The sequence below is a fragment of the Actinoplanes xinjiangensis genome (assembly GCF_003148685.1).
Classification (GTDB): domain Bacteria; phylum Actinomycetota; class Actinomycetes; order Mycobacteriales; family Micromonosporaceae; genus Actinoplanes; species Actinoplanes xinjiangensis.
Genome location: NZ_QGGR01000009.1, coordinates 193,905 through 219,500 on the forward strand (window position 1 = coordinate 193,905; position 25,596 = coordinate 219,500).

Sequence of the window (25,596 nt, forward strand, 5' to 3'; positions counted from 1 at the left end):
ATGGCCAGGATCCCGCCGCCGGTGGCGGCAGTGCGCATGGCGGTGCGCCGGGGCCTGGCCGACCTTCCCGGAGAGGCGCTGATCCTGGTGGCCTGCTCGGGTGGAGCCGATTCTCTGGCACTCGCTTCGGCGGCCCGGTTCGGTGGCCGCCGTGTCGGCCTCGTCACGGTCGACCACGGTCTGCAGGAGGGTTCGGACCGGCGTGCCCGGTCGGTGGCGGCGTGGGCGCGTGACGCCGGGCTGGACCCGGTGCGGATCGAGACCGTCTCGGTGGCCGGCCTGCCCGGTGGCCCGGAGGCGGCCGCCCGGACCGCGCGGTATGCGGCGCTGAGCGCGGCCGCCGACGAGCTGGGTGCCGCCGCGGTCCTGCTCGGGCACACCCGCGACGACCAGGCCGAGACGGTTCTGCTGGCGATGGCCCGGGGCGCCGGGCCGCGCGGGCTGTCCGGGATGCCGGCGCGGCGCGGGGTCTTCCGGCGGCCGCTGCTGGAGGTGGCCCGGGCGGACACCCGGAAGGCGTGCGCCGCCCTGGGCCTGGCGCCCTGGGAGGATCCGCACAACACCGATCCGGCGTACGCGCGTTCGCGGGTCCGCGCTTCGGCACTGCCGGCCCTGGTCGACGCGCTGGGCCCGGCCGTTCTGCCCAATCTGGCCCGGACGGCGGCGCTGGTCGCGGCGGACAACGCCGCTCTGGACGAGTTGTCGGCGCAGGCTCTGGAGTCGGCCCGGTCGGAGGTGGGGCTGTCGGTGCCGGTGCTGGCCGCGATGCTGCCGGCGATCCGGGGCCGGGCGCTGCACCGGTGGGCGCGGGAGCTGGGTGCGCCGGGCGGGGCTCTGGCGTACGGGCATGTGGTCGCCCTGGACGCGCTGGTGACCGACTGGCACGGTCAGGGACCGGTGTTCCTGCCCGCCGGAATCGGGGTGGCACGCCGTTCGGATGACCTCGTGCGGGTGGTTCCCGCCGGTATCAGCTGAGGCCTCCGGTTCGGATACCGGCCCCGTTCGCTGAACGGTAACTTCCATACGGCAGGCTTAGGGCCATGGCTGATGGCTCTTGGTACGACACCGACATCGACCACGTGATCATCTCGGAGCAACAGATCCGGGAGAAGATCGACGAACTGGCCAAGCAGGTGTCCGTGGACCACACCGGCGCCGACGACGGCATCCTGCTCGTCTGTGTGCTGAAGGGCGCGGTCATGTTCATGGCCGACTTCGCCCGGGCGCTGGGCAAGCACGGCCCTTCGACCGAGATGGAGTTCATGGCCGTCTCGTCGTATGGGCAGGGGACGACCTCGTCGGGCGTGGTGCGGATCCTGAAGGATCTGGACAGGGACATCGCCGGACGGCACGTGCTCGTCGTCGAGGACATCGTGGACTCCGGTCTGACCCTCTCCTGGCTGATGAAGTATCTGGAGTCGCGGCAGCCGGCCAGCGTCGAGGTGGTGGCGCTGTTCCGCAAGCCCGACGCGGTCAAGGTGCAGGTCCCGGTTCGGTACGTGGGTTTCGACATCCCCAACGAGTTCGTGGTCGGCTACGGCCTGGACTTCGCCGAGAGGTATCGGGAGCTGCCTTATGTGGGCGTTCTCAAGCCTGAGGTGTACGCCCGTAGCTGAACCGCTTTCTCAGCGTGTTCTCAGTATTGGTTCATTATGGGCGTTTTTGCACCTGAACCGCCCTGATTGAACCGGGCGTATGCCTAGTTCGCCCTGCGGGCTCACGGGTTCGTAGTCGGTACCTACGGTGTACGGTCGAGTGACCGATGGCGTGGTGTCACAAGCGCCGGAGGGGCTGGGGCCGGAAACGGCCTCGGCAGCCGCCGGTGGGCGGCGACGTTGAGGTGACCAGGACGGCCGATCAGGAGGGTCCGGGCGCTTGGCGCCCGACAACAGTATGGAACGTACGCGTTTCTTCCGCCGCCCGGTGGTCTGGATCATTCTGGTGATCATCGGCGTACTCGGGCTGAGCATGCTCTTCACCAGTGGTCCGAGCTACCAGAGGGTCGAGACATCGGTTGCGCTTGACCGTTTGAACAGCGCCGGTATCGAGAAGATCGTCCAGAAGGACAAGGAGCAGACGCTCCAGATCGATCTCGCCAACTCGGAGACGTTCGACGGCAAGTCCACCAAACAGATCGAGGCTCAGTATCCCTATGAGCTGACCGACGAGGTCTTCGCGAAAGCCGAGCAGGCCAGGGCCCAGAAGTTCGTGACCGGCCCGGTCGACGTCTCGGTCTCCGGCGACAACATTCTGCTCAGCATTCTGATCAACCTGCTGCCGATCGCGATTCTCGTGGTCCTCCTGCTGCTGTTCATGTCGCAGATGCAGGGTGGCGGCTCCCGGGTGCTCAACTTCGGCAAGTCCAAGGCGAAGATGATCACCAAGGACACGCCGAAGACGACCTTCGCCGACGTGGCGGGTGCCGACGAGGCGGTCGAGGAGCTGCAGGAGATCAAGGACTTCCTGCAGAACCCCACGAAGTATCAGGCTCTCGGCGCCAAGATCCCGAAGGGTGTGCTGCTCTTCGGCTCCCCGGGTACCGGTAAGACGCTGCTCGCCCGGGCCGTCGCCGGTGAGGCCGGTGTGCCGTTCTACTCCATCTCCGGTTCCGACTTCGTCGAGATGTTCGTCGGTGTCGGTGCCAGCCGGGTCCGCGACCTGTTCGAGCAGGCGAAGTCGAACGCTCCGGCGATCGTCTTCGTCGACGAGATCGACGCCGTGGGCCGGCACCGTGGCGCCGGCATGGGCGGTGGCCACGACGAGCGTGAGCAGACGCTCAACCAGCTGCTCGTCGAGATGGACGGCTTCGACACCAAGGGCGGCGTGATTCTGATCGCGGCCACCAACCGGCCCGACATCCTCGACCCCGCGCTGCTGCGCCCGGGCCGTTTCGACCGGCAGATCCCGGTGGACAACCCGGACATGGAGGGCCGCAAGGCGATCCTGCGGGTGCACGCCAAGGGCAAGCCGTTCACGCCCGACGTCGACCTCGACTCGGTGGCCCGCCGCACGCCCGGTTTCTCCGGCGCCGACCTGGCCAACGTGATCAACGAGGCCGCGCTGCTGACCGCCCGGCACGAGAAGCGGGCGATCTCCAACGAGTACCTCGAAGAGGCGATCGACCGGGTCATCGCCGGCCCCGAGCGCCGCACCCGGGCGATGAGCGACAAGGAAAAGAAGATCACCGCGTACCACGAGGGTGGACACGCGCTGGTCGCCTACGCTCTGCCGCACTCCGCACCGGTGCACAAGGTGACGATCCTGCCGCGTGGCCGCTCGCTGGGTCACACGCTGGTCCTGCCGACCGAGGACAAGTACACGCAGACCCGGGCCGAGATGATCGACACCCTGGCGTACGCGCTGGGTGGCCGGGCCGCCGAGGAGCTCGTCTTCCACGAGCCCACCACCGGCGCCGGCAACGACATCGAGAAGGCGACCAACCTCGCCAAGGCCATGGTCACGCAGTACGGCATGAGCTCCAAGCTGGGCGCCGTGAAGTACGGCACCACCGGCGACGAGCCGTTCATGGGCCGCAGCATGGGGCACGAGAAGTCGTACTCGGACGCGGTCGCCGCCGACATCGACGGCGAGGTCCGGGCCCTGATCGAGCTGGCGCACGACGAGGCGTGGGAGATCCTCGTCGAGTACCGCGACGTGCTCGACAGCATGGTCCTCGAGCTGATGGAGAAGGAAACCATCACTCAGGACGACATGAACCGGATCTGTGCCCGGGTGGCCAAGCGCCCGCCGATGTCGCCGTTCAACGGCTTCGGCAAGCGGCTCCCCTCCGAGGCACCGCCGGTGGTCACCCCCGCCGAGCGGGAGAAGTTGAAGGCTCAGGCCGAGGCCGACGGGCAGATCGCGGTCGGGCACAACCCGAATGCGAACGGTTCGGAAAGCAGCAACTGATCAACTTGTCGGATGAACTCGACTATCTCGCCGCCCGGCTGGTCGACGGCAAGCTCACCGGTACACCGGTCGAGCAGGCCGTCGACCTCGGGCGGATCGAGAAAGCGGTCCGGGAGATCCTCATCGCCGTCGGTGAGGACCCGGACCGTGACGGGCTTCAACGGACGCCGGCCCGGGTCGCGCGGGCCTACGCCGAACTCTTCGCGGGGCTCCGGGTCGACCCGGCCACCGTGCTCACCACCACGTTCGAGGCGGACCACGAGGAACTCGTCCTGGTCCGTGACATCGAGCTGCACAGCATGTGCGAGCACCACCTGCTGCCGTTCAAGGGTGTGGCGCACATCGGCTACATCCCCGGCACCGACGGGCGCATCACCGGCCTGTCGAAACTGGCCCGGCTCGTCGAGGTCTTCGCACGCCGCCCGCAGGTCCAGGAACGCCTCACGTCGCAGATCGCCGACCTGCTGATGGCGCAGCTCGGTGCCCGCGGCGCGATCGTCGTCCTGGAATGCGAGCACCTCTGCATGGAGATGCGCGGCATCCGGAAGGCCGGCGCCCGTACCGTCACGAGCGCGGTCCGCGGTGGCTTCCAGACCGACGGCAAGGTCCGCGCCGAAGTGATGGCGTTGATAAACGCCCGCTGAACAGCCTCGTCAAGGCCGGTCCGCACCCGCGGGCCGGCCTTTTCCATGCCGGCGGGCCGCTGGCCGGCCTCTTCCGTGCCGGCGGGCCGCTCTCCGCGCCCGCAGGGCCGGCCTTCTCCCTGCCTGGAGCGGGGGTCCTGCCCGGAGCGGGGGTCAGATCGTGCTGCGGAACTGGTTGGCCGAGTCGATCGCCGCGTGGGTGAGCTGTACCGACTCGTCCAGCCGGGTCCGGGCCTGCTCCAGCTGCGCGATCGCGGCCGCCGCGGCCGGATGGAACGAACCCACCGCGGTCACCCGTAGTCGGGCCAGCGCCTCGTCCAGCTGGTCGGACACCGCCTTGATCCCGGCGACGGCCCGCTGCGCACCGTCCACCGTGGCAGCCACGTTGACCTTGACCTCTTCGACGTTCGCCACCGCGTCCCCTCTCTAGAAAAGCGCCTCGAGGCCGGTGCCGGCGCAGGTCAGCAGCACCGGCGTCAGGCACGTGATCAGGCCCACCACCGGCGTCCGGTCGACCGGCACACCCTCACCGCCGTAGACGAACCCGATCGTCGCCCAGCCGAGCCCGAACGCCAGCAGCGGTATGCTCAACCCGCACAGCAGCGCCGGCGTCGACGGTGACCCGGACGGGGCCACCACGAACAGCAGCACCTGCACCAGCAGCACCGCGACGGCGAACGGCCCGTACACCACCAGGTTGCGCGCCCACGGCCGCTCCGGACCGGTCGGACCGGGCCCGACGAAGGCATTGTCCGCGGCGTCCGCGGTGGCCCGGGCCTCGCGCAGCGCCGACAGGACGGCCGGCGGCCCACCGGCCACCCGCTCCATCGCCGCCGCCTGGTCCGCCGGGTGCGGCATCAGATCATTCTCCGGTACGCGGAAATCGCGTGCCAGCCTCGCCCGTTGCGGTGCCAGCCGCGCCCGCACCGAGGTCAGCTCCTGCCGCGCGGCAGCGACCGTCGCGGCATGCTCCCCGGCCACCGAACTCGCCGCACGGCGCACCGCGTCCAGCTCCTGCGCGGCAGCCAGGTACTCCTCCCACGGGCCCGGCACGGGCGGCCCCGTCTGCACCGGGATCACACCGTGCTGTTCGGCCTGCTCGGTCACGGCTCGTCACTCTCCGGGTCTACGAACGGGACCACGGTCACCGTGCGGTCGGCGTGCCTGTCGTGCAGCAACGCGCGGTTGGCCCGGGGCTGCCAGTCCACCGGCCGGCCCAGCAGCAGCGACACCTCGGACTGCGGCACGTTCAGGAAGAGCAGCCCGGCCACGTCCTCCCGGCCCATGCTGCCGCCCGTCTCCTCACTGAACCGGCGCACACCGCGCCACCACGACAGCAGATGCGCCCCGTGGCTCGGGCCCTCCCGCAACAGCTGCCGCAGGCCGCCCAGCGTGCCCGGAGGAGCCGCGTCCATCCCGAACACCACGCGGTACCCGGGGCGGTCCGCGGCGAGCTCAGCGGCCAGACCGGCGGCGTCGACGACCTCGACGTCCTGCCGGTGCCCGACCTCGGCGGTCAGCGCCGCCGCCCGTGCGTCCCCCTCGGCCACCAGCGACGCGATCACGAACCGGGCGGTCCGCGGCGGATGACAGGCGGCGAGGCTGCGGGCCGCCGCGTCCAGCGCCTCTGCGCCGGCCGTCTGGGAGCCCAGGATCGCCAGATGCCGGCCCGGCGACGAGTCGACCGGGAACGCGGCCGTCGACAGCGCCACGTCGATCACCCGGCCCAGCATCGCGGCCGGCCGGGCCACCCGGCCCGCCAGCGCCGCCCGATAGGTCGGGTCGTCGGCCAGATGCTGCTGCGCGTAACCCGCGAAGACCTTCGGCGGCTGCGACTCCGGGTCCCGGCCGGTCCACAGCCGGTGCCGCAGGTCACTGAGCAGCGTCTGGTCGGCGTGCGGATCGGGGAACCGGACCACCCGCTCGTGCCCGCGGGTCGCGCCCCGGGGACCGCCCAGGCCGCCCGCCGTGTTCACCACCGCGCTGCCCATCGGCAGGCCCGCCGCCGAGTCGTTGGTGGGCTCCAGCACGTCACCGCCACCCGGCAGCGCGATCCGGACCGGGAACTGACCGAAGATCGAGTCGCGCTTGGCATACAGCGCCTCGACACCCAGCACCGTCTGGCTGGCCAGGACCAGATGTATCCCATACGACCGGCCCTTGCGCGCCAGTGACTCCAGCAGCGCCACCGCCTCGGCGGCCATCGGGTCGTTACCCGCCAGGAGCACCTGGAACTCGTCGATCACACACAGGACCCGGGGCATCGGACGGCCCCGGCCCTCCTCCTCGGCGACCGCCCGCAGATCCGCGAAACGCGACACCCCGGCCCGCTTGTACGCCAGCGACCGGCGGCCCATCTCGGCGTCCAGCTCACGCAGAACGGCCAGGCCGTACTCCCGGTCGGACTCGACGCCGACGGCCCGCGCGTGCGGCAGCCACGTCCGGTCCCGCTGGGTCGGCACGAACTCGGAGAACGACACGCCCTCCTTGAAGTCCAGCAGGTAGAGCGCCAACTGGTCGGGGCTGTAGCGGGCGCCCAGCCCGTAGAGCACGTTGATCAGGAAAGCCGTCTTGCCGGCACCCGACCGGCCACCCACCATCCAGTGCGGGGTGAGGTCGTTGAACCGCAGCACCAGCGGCACGTCACCGTGATGTCCCACCACGGTCTCCACACCGGCCGCCGCGTCCTGCGACCACAGCTCCTCGGCCGGCTCCGGCAGCAGATCGGCCAGCGCCACCCGGGACGCCTCCGCCGAATCGGCCGCCAGCTCCCGGCAGACCGCGTCGATCAGATGCGGCGGGGGATCCTCGTCCAGGAACACCGGAGCGTTCAGCCACCGCGTCTCCGGCGCCGACCCGAACGTGCCGCCGGGCGAATCGCCGACGATCGCATACGGGTTACGCACCGAGATGGCCGTCGTCCGCGGCAGCGGCGCCTGCGTCGTCTCGGCGGTCAGCGGGGGTGGTGGCCAGCCCGCCACGATCAGGTGCAGCCCCGAGTCGGGGCCCTGCTGGGCCAGCGCCGCGATCCGCCGCAGCTCCTCGCCCTCGGTCATCTCCGGCAGGCTCGCGATCACCACCAGCAGGACCCGGTCACGCCGGGTCCGCCGGCCCGCCCCGGCCCGCGCCGGGCGCAGCCATTTCTCCGCCTCGGCCAGCACGTCGCGCAGACCCTGGCGATCGGTGGCCGGCGGTGACATCAGACCGGCATCGGCCAGCTCCTCGAACGGCGCGAACACCGCGCCGCCGCCCACACCGTCCACCGCACGCACCAGCAGCGAGCCCGCCGGAGCGGTCGCCAGCAGGCGCAGCAGCAGCGACCGCAGCAGCCCGAACACCCGCGGATCGGTGGCCGACGCGTCGACCGTCAGATGGCCGGTGCCCAGCAGCGGCACCACCGCCGGGAACCGCACGTCGTCCAGCGGCTGGGCCAGGCCCACCCGCACGAACTGCGGAATGGCCGTCCCGCCGAGCGGCGCCACCGTCGACAGGGCACCCAGCGTCGAGCCCAGCCAGCCCGGCGCCAGCTGCGCCGCGGCCGCCCGCAATCTGTCGGCGAGGCGATGCTGCTCACGCGGGTCGGCAGCGGCCGGCGCGAACGCCTCCAGTGCGACCGCGGCAGCATCCGCCGTCGCCACCGCCTGCCGGTGTAGAGCAGCGGCCTGCCGGACCCGCAGAGTCGAATCCGCCACTGCCATCACCTCCTGTCCGCGGAATAAAACCTATCCCAGACCCGTCCGGTCACCGCGTTGCGTACCCGGTGTGACTTTCGTGCCGGACCCGGCCGCATCCGTCCAATCTCGACTTCCGGCGAAACGTTGCGTGCCGGTTTGAACTCGGAGCGTGTAACAGCGGTACTCGCTTGCACAGGAACCGCACGAAGGGAGGCCGAGATGGACGTCACCCAGGGGTACGACGAGCACGCCCGATCCACCCGGGAGGCGGAAACCTCCCCCGACTACATCGCCTCCGTCGGGGAGGGAGCCGACGGGCTCGTCCGCATCGAACTCGACGGCACCGGCCGGCTGTGGGACGTCGTCCTCGACCCGCAGGTCACCGAACTCACCGTCGAGGAACTGCGCACCGCCCTCTTCGACGCCATCACCGCGGCCCAGGGCGGCCTGCCGGTACCCGACTTCGAGGCATCCGTCGCCGACGTCAACACCGCGGCCGAACGGCGCTTCGCGGAGATCTCCGCGGCCCTGCACGACCTCTCCCGGCGGGCGGGCCGGCGATGAACGTACGCGTGCATCTCGACCCGCAGACCGTGGCCGCCGCCGGCAGTGCCCTCGCCGGGATCGCCCAGCGGATGGCCGACGACATCGCCGCCCTGGAGACCACCGTCACCGGACCGGCCGCGCCCTGGGGTGACGACGAGAGCGGCAGCATGTTCGCCCTCGCCTACCAGTCCGTGCTCGGCCATGCCCTGCAGGCGCTCGGCAGCCACGTCCAGCAGATCGGCGAGGCCGCCATCGACCTGCACACCCAGGCCCGCGCCATCGCCGCGGTCGACGCCGAAGCCGCCGCCCGGCTCACCGCGGAACCGGTCACGGCCACCGCGCCGGCCGCCTCGCGCCCCGGGAGCCCGTCATGACCATGGAGCCGGCCGCCTCGCGCCCCGGGGGGCCGTCATGACCATCGAGCTGCCCGCTGAGCTCACCGAGCCGCTGTCCTGGCTCGGGCTCAGCTGGCCGCAGGCCGACGAGGACCGCCTGCACGCCGACGGCCTCGCCTGGATCGAACACGCCACCCGGCTGCGCCGGCACGCGGTCGAGGCCGACACAGCCGCCCGCCGGGTCTGGCTGGAGAACGAGGGCGCCTCCGTGGACGCCTTCGAACAGTGGTGGAACAGTGAGGACGGGCCCGGGCGGCACCTCGACGACGCCGCCACCGCCGTCGAACTCATCGGCGCCGGCCTCATCGCCATGGCCGGCGTCACCGTCGCCCTCAAGACCGCCTACCTCGCCCAGCTCACCCTCCTTGCCTTCCAGGTCGGTCAGGCGCTCGCCACCTCCGTCGCGACGGCCGGCGTCACCCTCGCCGAGATCCCGATCTTCGTCGCCGCCAGCAGGGTCGCGTGCCGGCAACTCGTCCACAAGGCGCTACAGGTCGTCGAGGGCGAGATCGCGGACATGTTCACCCAGGCGGCGGCGCTGCTGCGCACCGCCGGGACCAAAGCCGCGGCTCAGCACGCCGGGCAACTGGCCCGCCATTTCGGCCAGAACTCCGAATTCCACCGGCTCATGCGTGAGGTCGAACGAGCCGACGTCCGCAGCCCGGTCGACGGCGCCAACTTCTACTCCGGGAAGCTCGAGGACGGTACCCGGATGCGTGAGATCGCCGAGAAACACACCGACGGCGTCACCCGGGTGACACTGGAACAGACGCCGGGCGGCTCACGATTCGACGACATGCTCCTCTTCGAGGATCGCTCGCCGATCCGGTCCGACCAGGCCGAAGGGGTCTGGGCAAGGCTTTCCGAGAGGTACGCCGAAGGCGCTCAGGGCGAGGTGACGGCCTGGTCGCACAACCCGCGGGTGAACAGCATCTGGAACACCGTGGAGAGGCCGGCCTTGGATCGGAATCCCGCAGTGACGAAGATTGGTGTCATCGATCCCGAAGCGTGACGTCGGACGGAGATGGGATGGGCGTCGAGAACATCCGCAGCCAGGCTGCGCGGACGGACACGGGCGTGGTGCTGCGCAGCGTCGACCGGGAGACTCTGCGGGCCGACTACCGGGGCCGCAGCATGATTCTGCCGGTCGATCGGGGGATCGGAAGTCACGGGATCTATCTGCCGGTGATTCCGGCCTGGGAGGACGGCGAGCCGATCCCGGCGGCGGATCTCACCGTCATCAAGGACGCGGTGGTCGAGGTGCTTCGGTACTGGGGATCCGAGACCGAGTTCATCACCCTCGATCGGGGATGATGACGGCCCACGCGCTATGTCGATCATGGACGGGGCCGGTGGACGAACTACTGTCGTACACATGGGACCGCGAGAGCCTGAGACCGACGCCGGCTTCACGCCACCGGCGCCCCGGACGGATGGTGAGGCCGTGATCAAGCCGGCACCGCCGGGGAGCCGGCCGGGTGTGCGGCGAGGGCGTCTCCAGAGCCGCCGGGCCCGGCTGGCTCTCGCTCTGACCGGTGGGTTCCTGGCTCTGCTGTGCGTGGGCGGGGTGGGCGCCTTCTTCGTTCTCTACGACGAGGCCACCGAGGTCAAGCGGACCGAGCCGGACGCGGTGGTGGACAGCTTCCTGGCGGCGACGTTGGTGGCCAGGAACGATCAGGAGGCGCTGCTCTACCAGTGCAAATCGGGCGGTGATTTTCAGCAGATCGTGCAGTTCCGGGATGACACGGTGAAACGGGAGAAGGACTTTGCGGTCGGTATCTCGGTCACCTGGTCGAGTCTGGACGTCAACGTCACGGGAACCAGTGGCACCGTGAGCGCGGATCTGACGCGCACGATCTCCGGCCGGGCCGGCCGGGACAGCACCTCTTGGCAGTTCGCGGTGGTGGAAGAGGACGGGTGGCGTGTCTGCGGAGCCACGAAGATCGGCTGAGTACTACTCGACCCAGACCAGGTGCGCGGGCACCTCGAGCGTGCGGGGCAGCTTGCCGCTCCAGCCCCAGCGGTACCAGTCGAGCTCCTGCGCCACCCGCACGCTGACCGTCCCGTCGTCGCTGACGTGCGACTCGGTCACCGCCCGGAGATCACGCCGTTCGTTGCCGTCATCGAGGATCTGTGTCACCCGGCGGCCGGTCAGCGTGTCGGCGTCGATGGCGGACACCGGCGGGCGGCGGGGCGGCTCGTCGAGGGAGACCAGCTGATTCACCTTCGCACCGGGTGTCGTGGTGCCGGCGAAGCCCAGCTCCTCGACCCACACCCGCTCGACGGGGACCAGGGCCGCGAAGACCTCGGTACGTTCGGCCTCCGCGCGGTACCACTCCGACTCGGGCATCACCGGAACGTACGTGCGGCTGCCCTGTATCACCTTCTCGTCGGCCCGGAGATCACCCCGCCAGCCGTGGCCGGGCAGCCCGACGAGGACGCGTCGGCCGCGCAGATCGCCGGCCATGGTCGCCGGGGTGGGCACTATCGGACGGGGCGAGTCCAGCGCTCCGTCACGCCGGCCGCTGAACGGGTCCGGCATCGATCCGCTGCTCATCCCTCGTTGCCCAACGGGGCGCCCTGCCCCTGCATGAACTGGACCGGGTCGACCGCGCCCGTGCTCGACCGGTCGTTGCCCAGGTGCACCTCGAAGTGGAGGTGCGGGCCGGACGAGTTGCCGCTGCTGCCGACGCGCCCGATCTGCTCACCCGCCACGACCTGCTGGTTTCTCCGCACGAAGGGCTGTTGCACCAGGTGACAGTAGCGTGTCATCACGTTGCCCGCATGGACGATCTCGACCATCCACCCGCAGCCGCCCTTACCCGGGTAGCCGTCCACATTGCAGGACTTGCGGCCGCGGAAGTCCTCGTCGCACTTGACCACCGAGACCGTGCCGCTGGCCACCGCATAGATCGGCCGGTACTTGTCCACGCTGATGTCGACACCCTGGTGGCTGGGGCGGGAGGCGGTCCGGAACCCGGAGCCGACCGGGCCCTTCAGCGGAATGGTCCAGCCCGACGCGGCGATCGCTCCGGACACGGCGCACTGCGGTGTCACCGAATCACCCACGGCGTTGGCGGCGCCGTTGGCGAGCAGGTTGACGATCTGCGTCGCCACCGGTTCGTGCTTGGCGTACGCGTCGGGATAGGCGCTGATCTGCACCGCCTGAGCGGCTCTGGTCAGGGCCATCTTCTCCCAGCCCCGGACCGTCTTGAGCTTCGCGTAGAACTTGGTGCTCGCGTAGATCGGGTCGCGGACCTGCTTCGGTGATCCCCACCCGGAACTCGGCCGCTGTTGGAAGAGGCCCTGCGAGTCGTGGTCGTTCCGCTCGCCGAGATGCCCGAGGTTGTTCAGATTGGACTCCTGCATCGCGGTCGCGACCGCGATCACCCACGCCCGCGGCGGCAGGCTCATGTCCGCCCCGACGTTGATGATGATCGCCGCGTTGCGGATCTGTCCCGTGTCGTAGGGACTGATCTCCGGCAGGGCGGTGTCCGGGTCGAGCGCTCCGCCCTTTCCGCAGGCCAGCGAGGCGTTGATGAAACGGTCGCCGCTGTCGTTGCGCAGCCCGTTCCAGAGCAGGAGGGTGACACTGCCACCGCAGCAGAGCAGAGCGAGCGTGACGACCAGGGCGACCATGAGGACCGCCTTGCGCGGGCGCCGGAGGCTCATGCCGGCACCCAGTCGATGCCGTCGACCAGCCAGGCGCCGTCCGGCGCCACCATCCGCAGGACCAGCCTGCCGTTGTCCATCGTCACGGTCGCGTTCACCAGGGTGTCGCTGACCGCGACCAGGCTGGGCTTACCGATCACCCGGTCGGCCGGCACCGCGGCCGGGTCGACTCCCCGCAGCTGCTCGGTGAGGGTCTGTGTGGCGTTGGGCTGGAGGCGGCTCAGCCATTTCTTCGCGGTGATGTCGCTGTGGTCGACCCAGGCGGAGGCGAACGCGTACGCCACCGCTTCCGGTTGCGCCCGCCCGGGCTCGGTCTTCGGGGTCGGCGGCGGATCGGACGAGGCGATGCTGTCGTCGTCCAACGGATCGATGCTGATCGCCGGTGCCGGACTGCTCCCGCCCAGGGGCGCGGTGGCCGCCCCGTCCGAGAAGAGCCGCCCGATCCCGACGACCGCCAGCACGATGGCACCGAGGACGATGGCGACTCCCCAGCGGGAGCGGAAGATCCCGTTGAGGGTGCGTGTGATCAGCCCGGACATTCCACTCACCGTGCCTCGGAACGTACCCGCGGGCTGGCCGGCTCCTCACTTGTCGCCCCGGTTTCGGGCCGGTAGATCGCGTAGGAGGCGGGCCGCTCGGAGACATCGGGTTCGGTCCAGCCGGAGCCGCCGCGGGCGCGGGCCGGGGTGGCCCGATCCTTTTCGGCCGTCACGGGCGCCGGGCTCTGATCGCCTACCGTCTCGTTGCCGTCCGGACGGGTCGGGGCCGCGGCGGGAACGACCTCGACCTCGCGGCGCGGAACGGTCGAGGCATCCTCCAGGCGCGCCTCCGGCCGGAGGCTGCGCTGTTCGAGCATGCCCTTGCCGAAGGTCGGCTCGCGGGTGCCGCCGCCCTCGGCGACCTCCAGCTTCGCGGCCTCGCGCATGTCGCGGAAGAACCGCCGGTGCCAGGATCCGCCGGAGGCGATGGTGCCGGCGCCGTCCTTGCCACCGAGCTGGGTGATCCGGCGGTACGGCCGGAGCAGCAGCCAGCCGACCACGCCGCACAGCCAGACCAGGACCACCTGGAGCCAGCCGGCCAGACTCGCGGTGTTCATCACCAGGTCGACGGCGAACAGGTAGATCGCCGCCCCGGTGCCGAAGATGGCGATGTTGAAGATTGCGGCGACCACCGCGTTACCCAGCCGTCGGACACCGCCGCTCGCGGGTCGCAGGAGACCGATGGTGCCCAGGATCGGCGCCGCGATCACGGCCCAGCGGAAGATCAGGAAGCCGAGAAGGACGAGGATAGACGCGGTGATGTCGAACATCGCGTACATGAACGCCGCCAGCATCGCGATGAAGCCGGCGCCGACCCGTTCCATGCCTTTGGCACCTTGAAGGTATTCGTAGGCCTCGGGATTCTCGGTCCGAATCTGCTCGGCGACCTTCATCCACTGGGTCTTCTTCCGTTCCAGCGTCGCATCGCGGGTAGCCGGGTTGGAACGGATCTTCTCCACCTCGTCCCACCGAAGTGAGCGGGCGTCGTATAGCGCCGGCCCATACTTCTTCGCGGTCTCGCTGTCGGCGGAGCCGAGGACCCCGCGCAGCCAGTTGCGGTAGAGCATGGTCTCGGTCGCGGTGTCACTCGCACGTACCGCGGGCGGGCGGTTGTCCTTGCAGGCCTCCGGCCCGAGCGCGCACTCGCCGACCAGTTCCTTGGGCTGCGGTCCCACCGCATCATGGACGACGCTGAGCGAGGTGATCAGGCTCTGATCGGCGAGCTTGGCGGACTGCACCGGCCACGCCGCGATGGCCGTGACCACGACCATGATGAAGATCGCCCAGCCGGCCGTGGTCGTCGCGGCGCCCATCTCCGCCTGCCGGGACCGCCAGAGCAGGTAGAGGCCGACCACGGCGAGGGTGACCACGCCGAAGACGGTGAACACCTTCTGGTAGACGGCCTTGGTGGCCTGGTCGACCAGCGGATCGGCCCAGCCCCACAGGGTCTCCGGGTTCCAGGCGCGCTCCCGGAGAGCGTTCGAGGCCCCGATCACCGCGGTGGCGATCATGAACTCGCCGTTGGCGATGGTGGTCTCGAACTTCTGATCCGCGTCGACGATGGGCGACGCGCAGCCACCCTCCAGGTCATAGGTGACGAAGGTGTAGCCGGCGTAGCCGTAGTCGCTGTAGATGCCGGGGAAGCTGTTCTTGGTGGACGAGGCGGGGCGTTCGGCGAACCAGCCGGCGAGCCCCGAGTCCGGGGTGTTCGGCGTCGGCGGGTTGAGACATCCGACGCGGGTGTCGACGACCTCGGCGAGCCGGTCCACGCAGCCCTTGAAGTTCTGCTGCCACTCCTCGACGCTGCAGGCGCCGCCGGGGACCTGAGCCGGCGGGGCGGCCGCCGCCGCTGCCGGTGTGGCGACCGCCCACGCTATCGACGCCACCGTCAGCACGAGCAACGCCGCCAGAAACGCCAGCCCCCGCCGCACCATCTCAAACCTCCAGGTCGGACGGAAGTGACACAGCCGTCGTCGGCGGCGCCACGCCCGGTGTCGTGTCCAGGTGTTCGAGCAGTCCGTCGACGTACGACACGTCGACGCGCACCTTCTGGACCCGGCCGTCCACGTCCCGCATCACGAACTCTCGGAAGCCGAGCCGGTGCTGGGAGGCGGAGTCGACCTGGGAGAGCGACGCGAGCGTCGCCTCATACCCGTCGTGGACGGGGACCCGCAAAAGCCGTAGTGCCTCGGAGGCGATCTCCTGGTCCTCGGCGATCCGGCCGACGAAGACGGTGGAGACGAGGTTCTGCACGTCGAGGCCGAGGATGTCGCGCGGGTTCTGGGAGGCCACGAAGGCGGCCAGGTTCCATTTCCGGGAGTCGCGGGCGAGCCGGACCAGGAAGGACCGGCCGGAGCGCCAGCCCTCCATGAAGTGGGCCTCGTCCAGGCCGACCATCTTGCGGGAGGCCATCGATCCGCCGTAGCAGCGGCGGACCGCCAGCCGGTGGGCGGTGTGCAGCATCGGCAGGGCCAGGGATTCCTCCGCGGACCAGTACTCGCGTTCGATCTTCAGGTCGGGCAGTCGCAGCCCGGCCATGGTGATCACGGTGAGGGCCGCGTCGGCGCCGAGCAGGTGCGCCGGCGGGTGGCCGAAGAAGAGCAGCGCCAGCGGCATCTCGGCGGTGTCGAGGAGCAGGTTGGCCAGTTCCTTGCCCTCATCGTTGTCGAGGGCCTGCAGGGTACGCACGACGTCGTCGAGGGTCGACGTCTCCTCGGCCGGCACCTGGCGCACCGCGTGGCGCAGCAGGGTGGCGGTGGACGCCTCCTTGGCCACCTGCGGCGGCACCAGCATCGAGCAGATGTCCTGGACGAGCATGCGGCGTTCGGCGCGGGCGTTGGAGACCGCGATCTCGAACTCCCGGTCGCCGGTCGGCCCGGTCGGGAACTCGGACCGCACCGGCGTCGGGATGAGCGAGTAGGGTGCGAGTGTCCCCTGCTCGGAGCCGGTCAGGTTGAGGACCCGGCTGTACGGCCGCAGCTCCGGCATCTGGCAGAGCCGGGCGAGCGGTCCGGACGGGTCGAGCAGGGTCACCTGGACGCCACGGCGGGCGTTGAGGTAGCCGAGGGCGCCCATCAGGGTCGACTTGCCACCACCCGGCTCGGCGACCAGCACGCCGAGCCCGGAACGCTCCCGTACCTCCATCGGGAAGTGCAGGTCGAGGAAGACCGGCCGGCGGCAGGTGCCCGCGGTCCGCCCGATCAGGTCGCCGCGCCGGTCACCGACCGTGGACGCCGCCTGGGGCAGGGCCGCGGCCATCAGCTTGACCGGCATCCGGCGGACGTAGCCGGTGTTGGCGATCGGCTCGCCCGGGATGAACTCCCGCGCCAGCTGGTCCTGGTTCTTCGGGTGTTGCAGGGAGATCCGCAGCTCCCGGGAGTAGAGCTGGATGAGCCGCCGGGCGCGTTCGAGGCATTCCTCGCGGGTCGCGCCGCTGACCGCCAGCCGGTGCCAGCCGTGCGCGCGGGCGGAGTCGGTCGGCAGCCCGGTGGTCATCTCGTCGCCGATCACCAGCGCCCGCTTGGCGAGGCGCTCCAGCTCGGGCGGAGCGTCGATGCCGTGCTCGGCGTAGTCGAGCTGCTGGGACCGGATCATCCGGAGCCGGTGCTCGAGATTCTTGAACGAGCTGTTGGAGCCGAGGATGTCGATCCGCGAGGAGAGCTCCATCGGCCACGGGAGCCGTTCGTGGAAGTGCATCCACGGCTCGTGCTTCTCCGGGATCTCCAGCGGCTCCATCCGGCCGACGGAGAGGACGGCGACGTGCCGCTCCTCGCCGGACATCCGGTTGACCAGCTTCACCGTCGACCCGTACGGCGTCCGGTACCGCTCGACCGCCTCGGTGAGCGCGAGCAGGTCGCCGGTCTCCCAGTGCCCGTTGGTGACCGGGGAGAGCAGTCCGGGCGGGGCCATGCCGAGCGCCACCGAGCGGTAGAGCAGCCACTCCAGTTCCTGGGGGGTGACCCGCCGGCCGCGCATGCCGAACGCGTTGAGCACCTCGTCGAACTGCTCGACGGTCCGGCCGAGCTTGCGGCGCTCACCGTCGGAGGTGCCCTTGCCGAAGGCCCGCAGGATCCGCTCGGTGAACGTGTCGCCGAGCGAGCGCCGGGCGAACGTCACGCCGAGGAACGTCTGCCCCTCGGCGTGGTTGACCGACAGCAGGTGCCGCTGTGCCGCGACCAGGTGATCGGACCAGGAGGTGGCGCCGTGCACGTCGGGCAGCGGCTTGGGGGTGAACGAGTCGACCGTGCGGGCCCACTCGTCGGCCGGGAAGGGGCGGGTGGTGCGGCGCAGGTGCAGGCGGAAGCCGGCGAGGCCCGCATACTGCTCGGAGATGGCGCTGAGCAGCGCCTCCCGCTCGGCGTCGGGCCGGAACGCCCAGCGCACCTCGGGCAGGTGATACCACGCCGTCACGGTGCTCTGGGTGAAGGTCAGGTGCCCGGCGATCTCGCTGACGGCCAGTTCGACCGAGGGATCGCGGTCCTTGAACTTGAGCTTCTGCGGCCGCAGCGGGGCCGCTTTCGGCTCCTTCTTCTCCTTGCGACGGGCCGGTGCCTTCTCGGAGCGCCGGGCCGGCGCCTTCTCCGGCGGGGGGACCGGCAGCGGTGCCGGGGCGGGCGCGGGGACCGGAAGCGGAACCGGGGCCTGCACCGGCTCGGGCTGCTGCCAGAGAGCGGGCGGCTGCGCGGCGGGCGGCGGCCACTCCTCGAAGTCGGTCCACTCGTGGTCGTCGTCGTCGACCGGATCGGGATCGACGGGTGCCGGCGCGGCGGCGTGCCCGTTCTCCCGGAAGAAGTCCGGCTCGGGTCCGGCGGGCGCCCGCGTGAAGGGCGCGCTGTCCGGGACCGGGACCGGGACTGGCACCGGGACTGGCACCGGTACCGGCAACGGGACCGGCACGGGAGCCGGGGGCGCGGAGGCCGCCGGCGGGGCGGCCGGGGTTTGCGGATCACTCGTACGGGGAACAGCGGCTCCACCGAACAGGTCCAGGAACGGCGAGTCGATGTCCATACTGGAGTCGACGACGGTGGCGCGCGGCCGCACGGGTTGTGGCGCCTGGAATACGCCCACTCCACCGTGTCCCGGCGCGGCGACGAGGTCTTCCGCGTCGTCGAGCGAATCAGGCGAGGAGTAGTTGTCCGAACGCACACCGTTACTCTGCCTGCCCGGGGACGAGGCGGCCGCCCGGGGATGCCCGTGCGGATACGTTCCGGTCATGCGTGGGCCTCACGTGCGCGGACGACCTGGCAACTGGTCATACCAACTCCTCCCGAACCCGGATGCGAGTGGCGACAAGCCTGGGATCGCGCTGCTCCACGGCGGGCTCGCGGGTGCGGCGCCAGTCGGTGAGCGCGGTACGGATGACGACGCGAGCCGGACGGTCCGGGTCGACATGCCGGAAAACGTACGACGTCGTCACCATGGCCAGGGCGATCTCCCAGGCCGGAAACGGGTCGAACTCGAGGGTCAGCGCATAGTGGATCGCCATGAAGAGCGGCACCAGGACCACGAACATCCCGTACTGCGCGTAGGGCAGATGGACGGGCAGGGTGTAACCGGGCGGGCCGAGGTAGACCAGGCGCGCCCGGTAGATGTCGTCGTCGGTCCGGAGCCGCATCTCAGTTGAAGATCAGGTCGATGATCGACTCGCCGACGAAGAACAGCGTCGCGGCGCCGGCGATGAACGCCAGGCCCACGATCGCGATCGCCGAGCTGGTGAGGACCTTCGAGATCTCGCCACGGCTGGCCCGGCCGATGAAGATGACGCCGAGCACGGCGAGCAGGATCGGTGCGATGTTGCTCGCGAAGAAGGTGACGATGCCTTCGGTATTGATGTTGCCTGCCGGCTCGGCCGCCAGGATGAGGAACTCGGTGGCGATCATCGGTAAACCTCCCGGTGTCCGTGGGGGGTACGGACACGCTGCAGTTGTGAAGCCGTACGGCAACGCCCATATGGTGCTACCTCTGACTCACCGCGTCGAGTGAGTCGTTCGGGCACTGCCATGCTCGTCTCTGCTCTCTTCGGTCACTTCATGATGCCCAGATCCGAAGAGTACGGCTCGTACTTGCGAGCAACAAGCGCCCGTTTCGTTACCCAAGGTGAAGGAGTGCGTGATTCACAGTCACATGGCATCGTACGCCTGTTCGAATCACTGCTGCCCCGTACCCTTCACCTGTGTCCAATTCGCCGACAGACGCGCAGCTCACGGGGGCTGATCTGCTACGTGTGGATCACCCGGTCGTGATGGGTGTCCTCAACGTGACGCCGGACTCCTTCTCTGACGGTGGTAGATACACCGACGTCGACGCCGCGGTTCAGCACGGCGTCGGACTTTTTCAGGAAGGCGCGCACGTCATCGACGTGGGCGGAGAATCCACCCGGCCGGGTGCCGAGCGGGTCGACGCGGCGACCGAGATCGCCCGGGTCGTACCGGTGATCGAGCGGCTGTTCGCCCAGGGCGTACCGGTCAGTATCGACACCACCCGTGCGGCGGTCGCCGAGGCCGCCCTCGCCGCCGGCGCCGTGGTGATCAACGACGTCTCCGGCGGACTCGCCGACCCCGGCATGGCGGCGGTCGCGGCCGCGGCCGGCTGCCCCTGGATCCTGATGCACTGGCGCGGTCACTCGCGCGACATGCAGCGACTGGCCGTCTATCACGACGTGGTCGCCGAGGTCCGCGACGAGTTGCGGGAGCGGGCCGACGCGGCGATCGCGGCCGGCGTCGACCCCGGCCTGATCGTCCTCGACCCGGGACTCGGTTTCGCGAAGCTGCCCGAGCACAACTGGGCGCTCAGCGCCCACCTGGACGCTCTTGTCGGCCTCGGCTTCCCGGTTCTCTTCGCGGCGAGCCGCAAGACCTATCTGGGTCGTCTGCTGGCCGGTCCGGACGGCATGCCGCGGCCGGTCGACGGCCGCGAGGCGGCCACCCTCGCCACCTCACTGCTGGCGGTCGCCTCCGGCGCCTGGGGCGTCCGGGTCCACCAGGTGGGCGCGACCGCGGACGCGCTCGCCGTCTGGCGGGCGACGGGTTCCCCACGATTCCGCGGTACGCCGTGAGCCGCCCCCGACCGCGAACCACCGCTCCCGCCCGGCCTGGTCCGTCCCGCGCGGCCACGACCCTCGGCGGGCCGACCGACACCGGGGAGAAGAGATGACCGGACGGATCACGCTGACCGGCCTGCGGGCCCGGGGCCACCACGGTGTCTACGACTTCGAGCGTGCGGAGGGCCAGGACTTCGTCGTGGACGTCACCCTCGATCTCGACCTGGGCCCGGCGGCGGGCAGCGACGACGTGGCCGACACCGTTCACTACGGTGAGCTGGCGACCGCACTGGTCGGCGTGCTCACCGGCGAACCGGTCAATCTGCTGGAACGCCTCGCCGACCGGCTGCTGGACGTCTGCCTGGCCGATGCCCGGGTCGAGTCCGCGGAGGTCACCGTGCACAAACCACAGGCACCGATCCCGCACGAGTTCGCCGACGTGGCGGTCACCCTGCGCCGGAGCCGGTCGTGAGCGGTCGGCAGCCCGGCGGGGCCGCGTCATGACCGGGGCGGTCCTCTCGATCGGCGGCAACCTGGGCGACTCCCACGCCCACCTCCGCGCCGCCGTCGAACGACTGGGCACGGCCGTCGTCGGAGTCTCCGGGGTCTATCGGACGCCGCCCTGGGGAGACGGCGCCCAACCGCCGTACCTCAATGCCGTGGTCCTGGTCGAGGATCGGACCGCGACCGCCCGGGACTGGCTGACCCGCGCCCGGGCGTGCGAGGCGGCCGGGGGCCGCGTCCGCGACCCGGACCGCCGCTTCGGGCCGCGCACCCTGGACGTGGACGTCATCGCCGTCTGGTCGGACGACGGCACCCCGGTCGTCAGCGGCGACCCCGAACTCACCCTGCCGCACCCGCGTGCCCACCTGCGGGCCTTCGTGCTGGTGCCGTGGCACGCCGTGCGGCCGGACGCCGAACTGCCCGGGTACGGCCCGATCGCCGCGCTGCTGACGTCGCCGGAGGTGGCGGCCGACGTCGCCGGTGTCACGCTCTGTCCGGAGCTGTCGTTAGAGTCGATGGAGTGAGCGTCAACCCGGACCCCGGATCCCCGCGGAACACCGATCCCTCGCTGCGGCCGACGAGCATGTCGACGCTGGTGGTGGCCGCCCTCGCCGCCGCCGCGGTGGCCTGGCTGCTGATCTCCACCAACGACCTCTTCTACCGGATCTCGCCGTTGCCGTGGACCGGTGCCGGCGTGCTCGGTGTGCTGGCGATCGCCGAGGCCTACCTGGCGCAGAACACCGCGGCCCGGATCGAGCGCAGGCCCGGCGCGCTCCCGGTCCAGCCGCTGGCCGTCGCCCGCTTCGCCGCCCTGGCCAAGGCCTCCTCGCTCGTCGGCGCCCTGTCCGCCGGGTTCTCCGCCGGGCTGCTGATCTGGCTGCTGCTGGAGCCGACCAAGGAGGCCGGGTCGAGCGTGCCGACCGCGGCGACCACGCTGGTCACCGCGATCGCCCTGATCGCCGCCGCACTCTGGCTGGAGCGGGCCTGCCGCGTCCCGGACCGGCCCGACCGCGAGGACGACGACTCGGACCGGCCGACGCCCCGGCGGTGACCTCGTCGACGGTTCCGTCGGCCATAGTCCGTTGACGATCTTCGAACGATATTCCGCTCTGAACTGAGCGGGTCTCGTTTCCGTATGCTTTGCGGCGGGCGGGGATGAGCCAGGAGTAGCGTGCGCCTCGGACCGCTCGTGGAGGCGTAAGGAGGCGCGGACCATGGCGTACGACGACACCACCTTCCGCCGGCCCGGCGACGAGACGACCGATCCCGATCCGGCCGCCTACCGGCGACGGGTGCAGTACGACGATACCGCCGGCACCACGCTCGACCAGTCCCTCAAGAACCCGGTGACCACGACCGGGGCGATCCCCGCGGTGGAGGAGGACGGGCGCGACCGGCTCGGCATCCACCTCGGCTGGGAGGTCATCCTCCTGGTCCTCGCCGCGGTCCTCGGGTTCCTGCTCCAGCGCGAGGACCCGGCGGCCCTCGAGCGGCCGGCTCTGGACGCGCTGCTCGTCACCGGCGCCGCGATCGGGCTGCTCACCCTCGGCGCGGGCCTCACCCTGCGGGCCGGCGTGCCCAACCTCGCGCTCGGCCCGATCGCCCTGGCCGCCGCCATGCAGTATGCGGAGAACAGCGACAAGGGACTGGCCCAGGCCGTGGTCCCCGCGCTGATCCTCGCCGCGGCCGGTGGTCTCGTGGCCGGCCTGATCGTGACCGTCCTGCACGTGCCCGCCTGGGCCGCCACGCTGGCCGCCTCCTGCGGTGTCATCGTCTACGTCCAGCTGCGTCCCGAGCCGGTGGCCGTGCAGGGCGACTGGGATCCGACCAGCCAGGCGTTCGTGCTGTTCGGAGCGTTCGCGGTGCTCGCCGTGCTGGGTGCGGCGCTCGGCGCGCTCGGCCCGGTGCGCCGGTTCCTCGGCCGGATGCGCCCGACCGGCGACCCGGCCCAGCGCCGCAGTACCGCGGCCGCGGTACCGGCCATCCTCACGCTCGTCGTGTCCTCGCTGTTCGCCACCGGCGCCGGGGTGCTGATCGCGGCCGGCGCGGACGGCCCGATCGTCCCGGGGACCGGGTTCGAGTGGACCGGCATCGCGATGGGCCTGGCCCTGCTCGCCGGCACCAGTGCGTACGGTCGGCGCGGCGGCATCTTCGGCACCCTGTTCGCGGTCACCGCGCTCACCCTGTTCCTGCGGTACCAGAACCTCCGCGACCTGGACATCGCGCTGTTCGCGATCGCCGGCACCGTCTTCGCCGCCGGTCTGGTGGTGACCCGCTTCGTCGAGTCGTACGGCAGCCCGTACGCCTCGCGTGCCGGCGAGGACTGGAACGCGGCACCGTCCGGCGGCGCGAACTGGTCGCCGACCCTGCCGGAGACCTGGAACACCCCGGCCACCCCGGCACCCCGCAGCGACCGATGGGACGACGGCCCGTGGGGCGCCACCCGCTGAAAGTATGCTTTCGGACATGACCTCGCCCAGCTTCGCCGAACTGGACGCCCTGACCACCGAGTCGCTGCGGGAGCAGGCCTTCGCCAAGGCCCGCGCCAAGCACGACGTGGGCTTCTTCTGGTCGGTGTTCAAGAACCTGCCGGACGCCGGTGACGCCGCCTCCCTGGACGGTGCGCCGAACTCGATCGGCCCGACCGTCGACGAGGCCGTCGCCCTGTGGCGCGAGTTCGAGGGCCGCGACCTCGGCGACCGGGAACCGCTGCTACGTGCCGCGTTCATCGACTATCTGAGCAGGTAGTGTCGGGACGTTCGAGCAGGTAGTGACGGCTGTCGTTTGAAAGCCGGACCCGGCTGGGAAAAAGCTGGGAATGGCTCTCGGAAACCGTTACAAGTCCGCACCCGGTGCGGGTACTCTCGCCGCGCTCATACTCGTCCTGGTCTTCGGCAGTCCGTGGTATTCGGACTGGGCCCAGGACAACACGAACCCGAACACGGCCGGTGGCTGGTGGCTGCGGCTGCTGGCCTGGCCGTCGTGGAGTTTCGACACCGACGACTCGCTCCGTGACGTGATCGTCGGCGACCTCAAGGCGATCCTCGTGGTCGTCCTGACCTTCGTCTTCCTCTACCTGCTGCCCGGCTCCCAACTGGCCCGGGCCCGCGGCACGGTCAGCCAGTTCCTGGCCGGCTGGGCCGCGTACATCTTCGCGGGCGCGTTCGCCGCGCTCCTGGCCACCCTGTTCCTCACCAACCCGTCGCTGCTGGGCGCCTTCAACGCGGCCGGATCCGGCGCCGGGTACGGCTTCTTCGTCGGCTGGATCGTCGGTCTGGCCTCCCTCGGCGGCTGGCGCGGTACCCGCTGACCAGTGGGGACCCCGTAGCCGCGGGGTCCCCACGTCACCGGCCGAATGTGCCGTACCACGTTCGGCTGTTTTGTCAGAGACGTGGTCTCGGTAACATCTGCGGCCATGCCGGAACGGGACACCCAATCAGGACACAGCGCGCGACTGCTCCGTGGCCTCGTCTGGGCGGGTGTGGTCCTCGCCCCGATCGCAGCCGCCGTCGTGCTGATCGGCGGCGACTCCAGCTCGATCCGCTTCGCGGTCCTGCTGATGGCGGTCAGCGTCGTGCTGATCGGCGCGTCGATGCTGGTCCGCGCTGATCCGGTGCTGCTCCGGATGGACGTCGAGGACCGGGTCGCCGAGGAGGTGGACGGGCTGCGGCGGCAGTTGCGCGCCGAGTTCGCGACCGCTGCCCCGGCCGGTCCCGAGGTGGACCCGGGACCACCGCCGCCGGCGCACCACCCCGGTGGGCGGGCCCAGGTCGCGCCGCCGGCCGCCTTCACTCCGCCGCCGGGCCGGCCGACGTTCGTGCACCAGCCGGAGCCGGTGGTCCTCGACGAGCCCGAACCCGAGTACCACTACGAGGAGACCGGGTACGGGTACGACGACCAGACGACCGGCTACCAGCAGCAGGGCTACCAGGAGGGGTACCAGCCGGAGAGCTATCAGGACGGGTACCAGGAGGACGGCTACCAGGACGGGTATCCGGACGACGGCTACCAGGATCCGGCTTACCAGGATCCCGGCTACCAGGACGAGGGTTACCAGCAGCCGGCACCGGCGCCGGTGCCGGCGCGAGCAACCGGCGGCCGGGCCTCGGTCCCCGGCATCGTCCAGCCCGTCTCCCCGGCCCAGTCGCAGGGTTTCGCGGCGCAGGGCACGACGTCGCAAGGGTTCGCGGCGCAAGGTGTCACGTCGCAAGGGTTCGCGGCGCAGGGTTTCGCGGCGCAGGGTGTGCCCGCCGGTCGTGCCAGCGCCGCGGTTCCGCCCGCCGTGCCGGTGGCCCGTGCCGCCGCGGTTCCGCCCGCCGTGCCGGTGGCCCGTGCCGCCGCGGTCCCGGGGCCCCCGATCGGCCGGCCGGTGCCGCGCCCCCGTGCCGCCGCGTCGGTCCCCGGCGCGATGCCGCCCGGCCCGAACGGCATGATGGCGCCCCCGCCGGCCCGTGCGGCCGTCACGGTCCGCCCCGGCGGCACCCAGTACGGCCGGCCGGAGGCCCCCGACGGCGACTTCGGGGCCACCAACGGCTATGCCGGCGGCGACGACCCCGAGATGAGCGCCGAGTACAAGGCCCGCCGCCACCGCCCGTCCGCGAACGACACCAACGTGGGCACCCTCGACGACTTCGCCGGCTACCCCGGTTACAGCAGCCAGGAGAACTGGTGACC

General features: G+C 70.9%; 27 protein-coding genes. 17 read left to right on the top strand and 10 right to left on the bottom strand.

The features are described 5' to 3' along the window. The 4 genes from tilS (at position 1) to folE (ending at position 4,553) form a co-directional block, all read left to right on the top strand. On the top strand, positions 1-975 hold the full coding sequence (tilS, locus tag BC793_RS21585) for a tRNA lysidine(34) synthetase TilS (RefSeq protein WP_109594983.1): 975 nt from the start codon (positions 1-3) through the stop codon (positions 973-975). A 65-nt stretch (positions 976-1,040) separates the two neighbouring features. Then, on the top strand, positions 1,041-1,616 hold the full coding sequence (gene hpt, locus BC793_RS21590; protein ID WP_109594985.1) for a hypoxanthine phosphoribosyltransferase: 576 nt from the start codon (positions 1,041-1,043) through the stop codon (positions 1,614-1,616). A 277-nt stretch (positions 1,617-1,893) separates the two neighbouring features. Next, on the top strand, positions 1,894-3,909 hold the full coding sequence (ftsH, locus tag BC793_RS21595) for an ATP-dependent zinc metalloprotease FtsH (RefSeq protein ID WP_109595260.1): 2,016 nt from the start codon (positions 1,894-1,896) through the stop codon (positions 3,907-3,909). Positions 3,910-3,914: 5 nt separating this feature from the next. After that, the gene (gene folE, locus BC793_RS21600) at positions 3,915-4,553 is read left to right on the top strand and encodes a GTP cyclohydrolase I FolE (protein WP_239170221.1); all 639 of its coding nucleotides are present in this window, start codon (positions 3,915-3,917) and stop codon (positions 4,551-4,553) included. 153 nt (positions 4,554-4,706) lie between these two features. Here folE and BC793_RS21605 read toward each other — a convergent pair whose 3' ends face one another. The 3 genes from BC793_RS21605 to BC793_RS21615 are packed head-to-tail and all read right to left on the bottom strand — an operon-like array spanning position 4,707 to position 8,251. Then, positions 4,707-4,967 (bottom strand): hypothetical protein, encoded by a 261-nt coding sequence (locus BC793_RS21605; protein WP_109594987.1) that lies wholly within the window; start codon positions 4,965-4,967, stop codon positions 4,707-4,709. Between the two features lie 12 nt (positions 4,968-4,979). Then, on the bottom strand, positions 4,980-5,660 hold the full coding sequence (locus tag BC793_RS21610) for a hypothetical protein (protein ID WP_109594989.1): 681 nt from the start codon (positions 5,658-5,660) through the stop codon (positions 4,980-4,982). After that, positions 5,657-8,251: an FtsK/SpoIIIE domain-containing protein gene (locus tag BC793_RS21615; RefSeq protein ID WP_109594991.1), complete on the bottom strand. Its 2,595-nt coding sequence runs from the start codon at positions 8,249-8,251 to the stop codon at positions 5,657-5,659. Before BC793_RS21615 ends, BC793_RS21610 begins: the two co-directional genes overlap by 4 nt. Positions 8,252-8,446: 195 nt before the next feature. On the opposite strand from BC793_RS21615, the gene BC793_RS21620 reads away from it, so the two are divergent. The 5 genes from BC793_RS21620 (at position 8,447) to BC793_RS21640 (ending at position 11,119) form a co-directional block, all read left to right on the top strand. Further along, positions 8,447-8,791, top strand: coding sequence for a hypothetical protein (locus tag BC793_RS21620; protein WP_109594993.1), 345 nt, complete (start codon positions 8,447-8,449; stop codon positions 8,789-8,791). After that, positions 8,788-9,147 carry a hypothetical protein gene (locus BC793_RS21625; protein WP_109594995.1) on the top strand — a complete coding sequence of 120 codons (360 nt, stop codon included), beginning with the start codon at positions 8,788-8,790 and terminating at the stop codon, positions 9,145-9,147. Before BC793_RS21620 ends, BC793_RS21625 begins: the two co-directional genes overlap by 4 nt. 37 nt (positions 9,148-9,184) lie before the next feature. Next, positions 9,185-10,180 carry a WXG100-like domain-containing protein gene (locus BC793_RS21630; RefSeq protein WP_109594997.1) on the top strand — a complete coding sequence of 332 codons (996 nt, stop codon included), beginning with the start codon at positions 9,185-9,187 and terminating at the stop codon, positions 10,178-10,180. 17 nt (positions 10,181-10,197) lie between these two features. Continuing rightward, positions 10,198-10,482, top strand: a complete 285-nt coding sequence (locus tag BC793_RS21635) for a hypothetical protein (RefSeq protein ID WP_109594999.1) — start codon at positions 10,198-10,200, stop codon at positions 10,480-10,482. Between the two features lie 130 nt (positions 10,483-10,612). Continuing rightward, positions 10,613-11,119 (top strand): hypothetical protein, encoded by a 507-nt coding sequence (locus BC793_RS21640; RefSeq protein WP_239170220.1) that lies wholly within the window; start codon positions 10,613-10,615, stop codon positions 11,117-11,119. A 3-nt stretch (positions 11,120-11,122) separates the two neighbouring features. On the opposite strand, the gene BC793_RS21645 is transcribed toward BC793_RS21640, so the two are convergent. From BC793_RS21645 to BC793_RS21675, 7 genes are read right to left on the bottom strand one after another with little or no spacing between them, the layout of a single operon-like run. Next, positions 11,123-11,725, bottom strand: a complete 603-nt coding sequence (locus tag BC793_RS21645; RefSeq protein WP_109595001.1) for a hypothetical protein — start codon at positions 11,723-11,725, stop codon at positions 11,123-11,125. Continuing rightward, positions 11,722-12,840 carry a M23 family metallopeptidase gene (locus tag BC793_RS21650; protein WP_109595003.1) on the bottom strand — a complete coding sequence of 373 codons (1,119 nt, stop codon included), beginning with the start codon at positions 12,838-12,840 and terminating at the stop codon, positions 11,722-11,724. Before BC793_RS21650 ends, BC793_RS21645 begins: the two co-directional genes overlap by 4 nt. After that, a complete protein-coding gene (locus BC793_RS21655) occupies positions 12,837-13,379 on the bottom strand; it encodes a hypothetical protein (RefSeq protein WP_109595005.1) in 543 nt (180 codons plus the stop codon). The genes BC793_RS21650 and BC793_RS21655 overlap by 4 nt, the downstream gene beginning before the upstream one ends. Positions 13,380-13,384: 5 nt before the next feature. After that, positions 13,385-15,313, bottom strand: coding sequence for a DMT family transporter (locus BC793_RS21660; RefSeq protein WP_109595006.1), 1,929 nt, complete (start codon positions 15,311-15,313; stop codon positions 13,385-13,387). A gap of 1 nt (position 15,314) precedes the next feature. After that, complete coding sequence (locus tag BC793_RS21665) at positions 15,315-18,593, bottom strand: ATP-binding protein (protein WP_109595008.1); 3,279 nt, start codon at positions 18,591-18,593, stop codon at positions 15,315-15,317. 37 nt (positions 18,594-18,630) lie between these two features. Then, positions 18,631-18,993 carry a hypothetical protein gene (locus tag BC793_RS21670; protein ID WP_109595010.1) on the bottom strand — a complete coding sequence of 121 codons (363 nt, stop codon included), beginning with the start codon at positions 18,991-18,993 and terminating at the stop codon, positions 18,631-18,633. A gap of 1 nt (position 18,994) precedes the next feature. Beyond that, positions 18,995-19,258: a hypothetical protein gene (locus BC793_RS21675; protein ID WP_109595012.1), complete on the bottom strand. Its 264-nt coding sequence runs from the start codon at positions 19,256-19,258 to the stop codon at positions 18,995-18,997. A 362-nt stretch (positions 19,259-19,620) separates the two neighbouring features. On the opposite strand from BC793_RS21675, the gene folP reads away from it, so the two are divergent. The 8 genes from folP to BC793_RS21715 all read left to right on the top strand — a co-directional run bounded on the left by folP (position 19,621) and on the right by BC793_RS21715 (position 25,594). Then, entirely contained in the window at positions 19,621-20,433 is an 813-nt protein-coding gene (folP, locus tag BC793_RS21680) for a dihydropteroate synthase (protein WP_109595265.1), read from the top strand. A 94-nt stretch (positions 20,434-20,527) separates the two neighbouring features. Continuing rightward, positions 20,528-20,890: a dihydroneopterin aldolase gene (folB, locus tag BC793_RS21685; RefSeq protein WP_109595014.1), complete on the top strand. Its 363-nt coding sequence runs from the start codon at positions 20,528-20,530 to the stop codon at positions 20,888-20,890. A 28-nt stretch (positions 20,891-20,918) separates the two neighbouring features. Further along, the gene (gene folK, locus BC793_RS21690) at positions 20,919-21,446 is read left to right on the top strand and encodes a 2-amino-4-hydroxy-6-hydroxymethyldihydropteridine diphosphokinase (protein WP_109595017.1); all 528 of its coding nucleotides are present in this window, start codon (positions 20,919-20,921) and stop codon (positions 21,444-21,446) included. A 59-nt stretch (positions 21,447-21,505) separates the two neighbouring features. Continuing rightward, a complete protein-coding gene (locus tag BC793_RS21695) occupies positions 21,506-21,973 on the top strand; it encodes a DUF3180 domain-containing protein (RefSeq protein WP_109595267.1) in 468 nt (155 codons plus the stop codon). 163 nt (positions 21,974-22,136) lie between these two features. Continuing rightward, a complete protein-coding gene (locus BC793_RS21700; protein ID WP_109595019.1) occupies positions 22,137-23,372 on the top strand; it encodes an ABC transporter permease in 1,236 nt (411 codons plus the stop codon). Between the two features lie 16 nt (positions 23,373-23,388). Beyond that, positions 23,389-23,670 (top strand): hypothetical protein, encoded by a 282-nt coding sequence (locus BC793_RS21705; protein ID WP_239170219.1) that lies wholly within the window; start codon positions 23,389-23,391, stop codon positions 23,668-23,670. Between the two features lie 70 nt (positions 23,671-23,740). Next, on the top strand, positions 23,741-24,232 hold the full coding sequence (locus BC793_RS21710; RefSeq protein ID WP_109595023.1) for a hypothetical protein: 492 nt from the start codon (positions 23,741-23,743) through the stop codon (positions 24,230-24,232). A 105-nt stretch (positions 24,233-24,337) separates the two neighbouring features. Continuing rightward, positions 24,338-25,594, top strand: a complete 1,257-nt coding sequence (locus tag BC793_RS21715) for a hypothetical protein (protein ID WP_109595025.1) — start codon at positions 24,338-24,340, stop codon at positions 25,592-25,594. Positions 25,595-25,596: the final 2 nt, after the last annotated feature.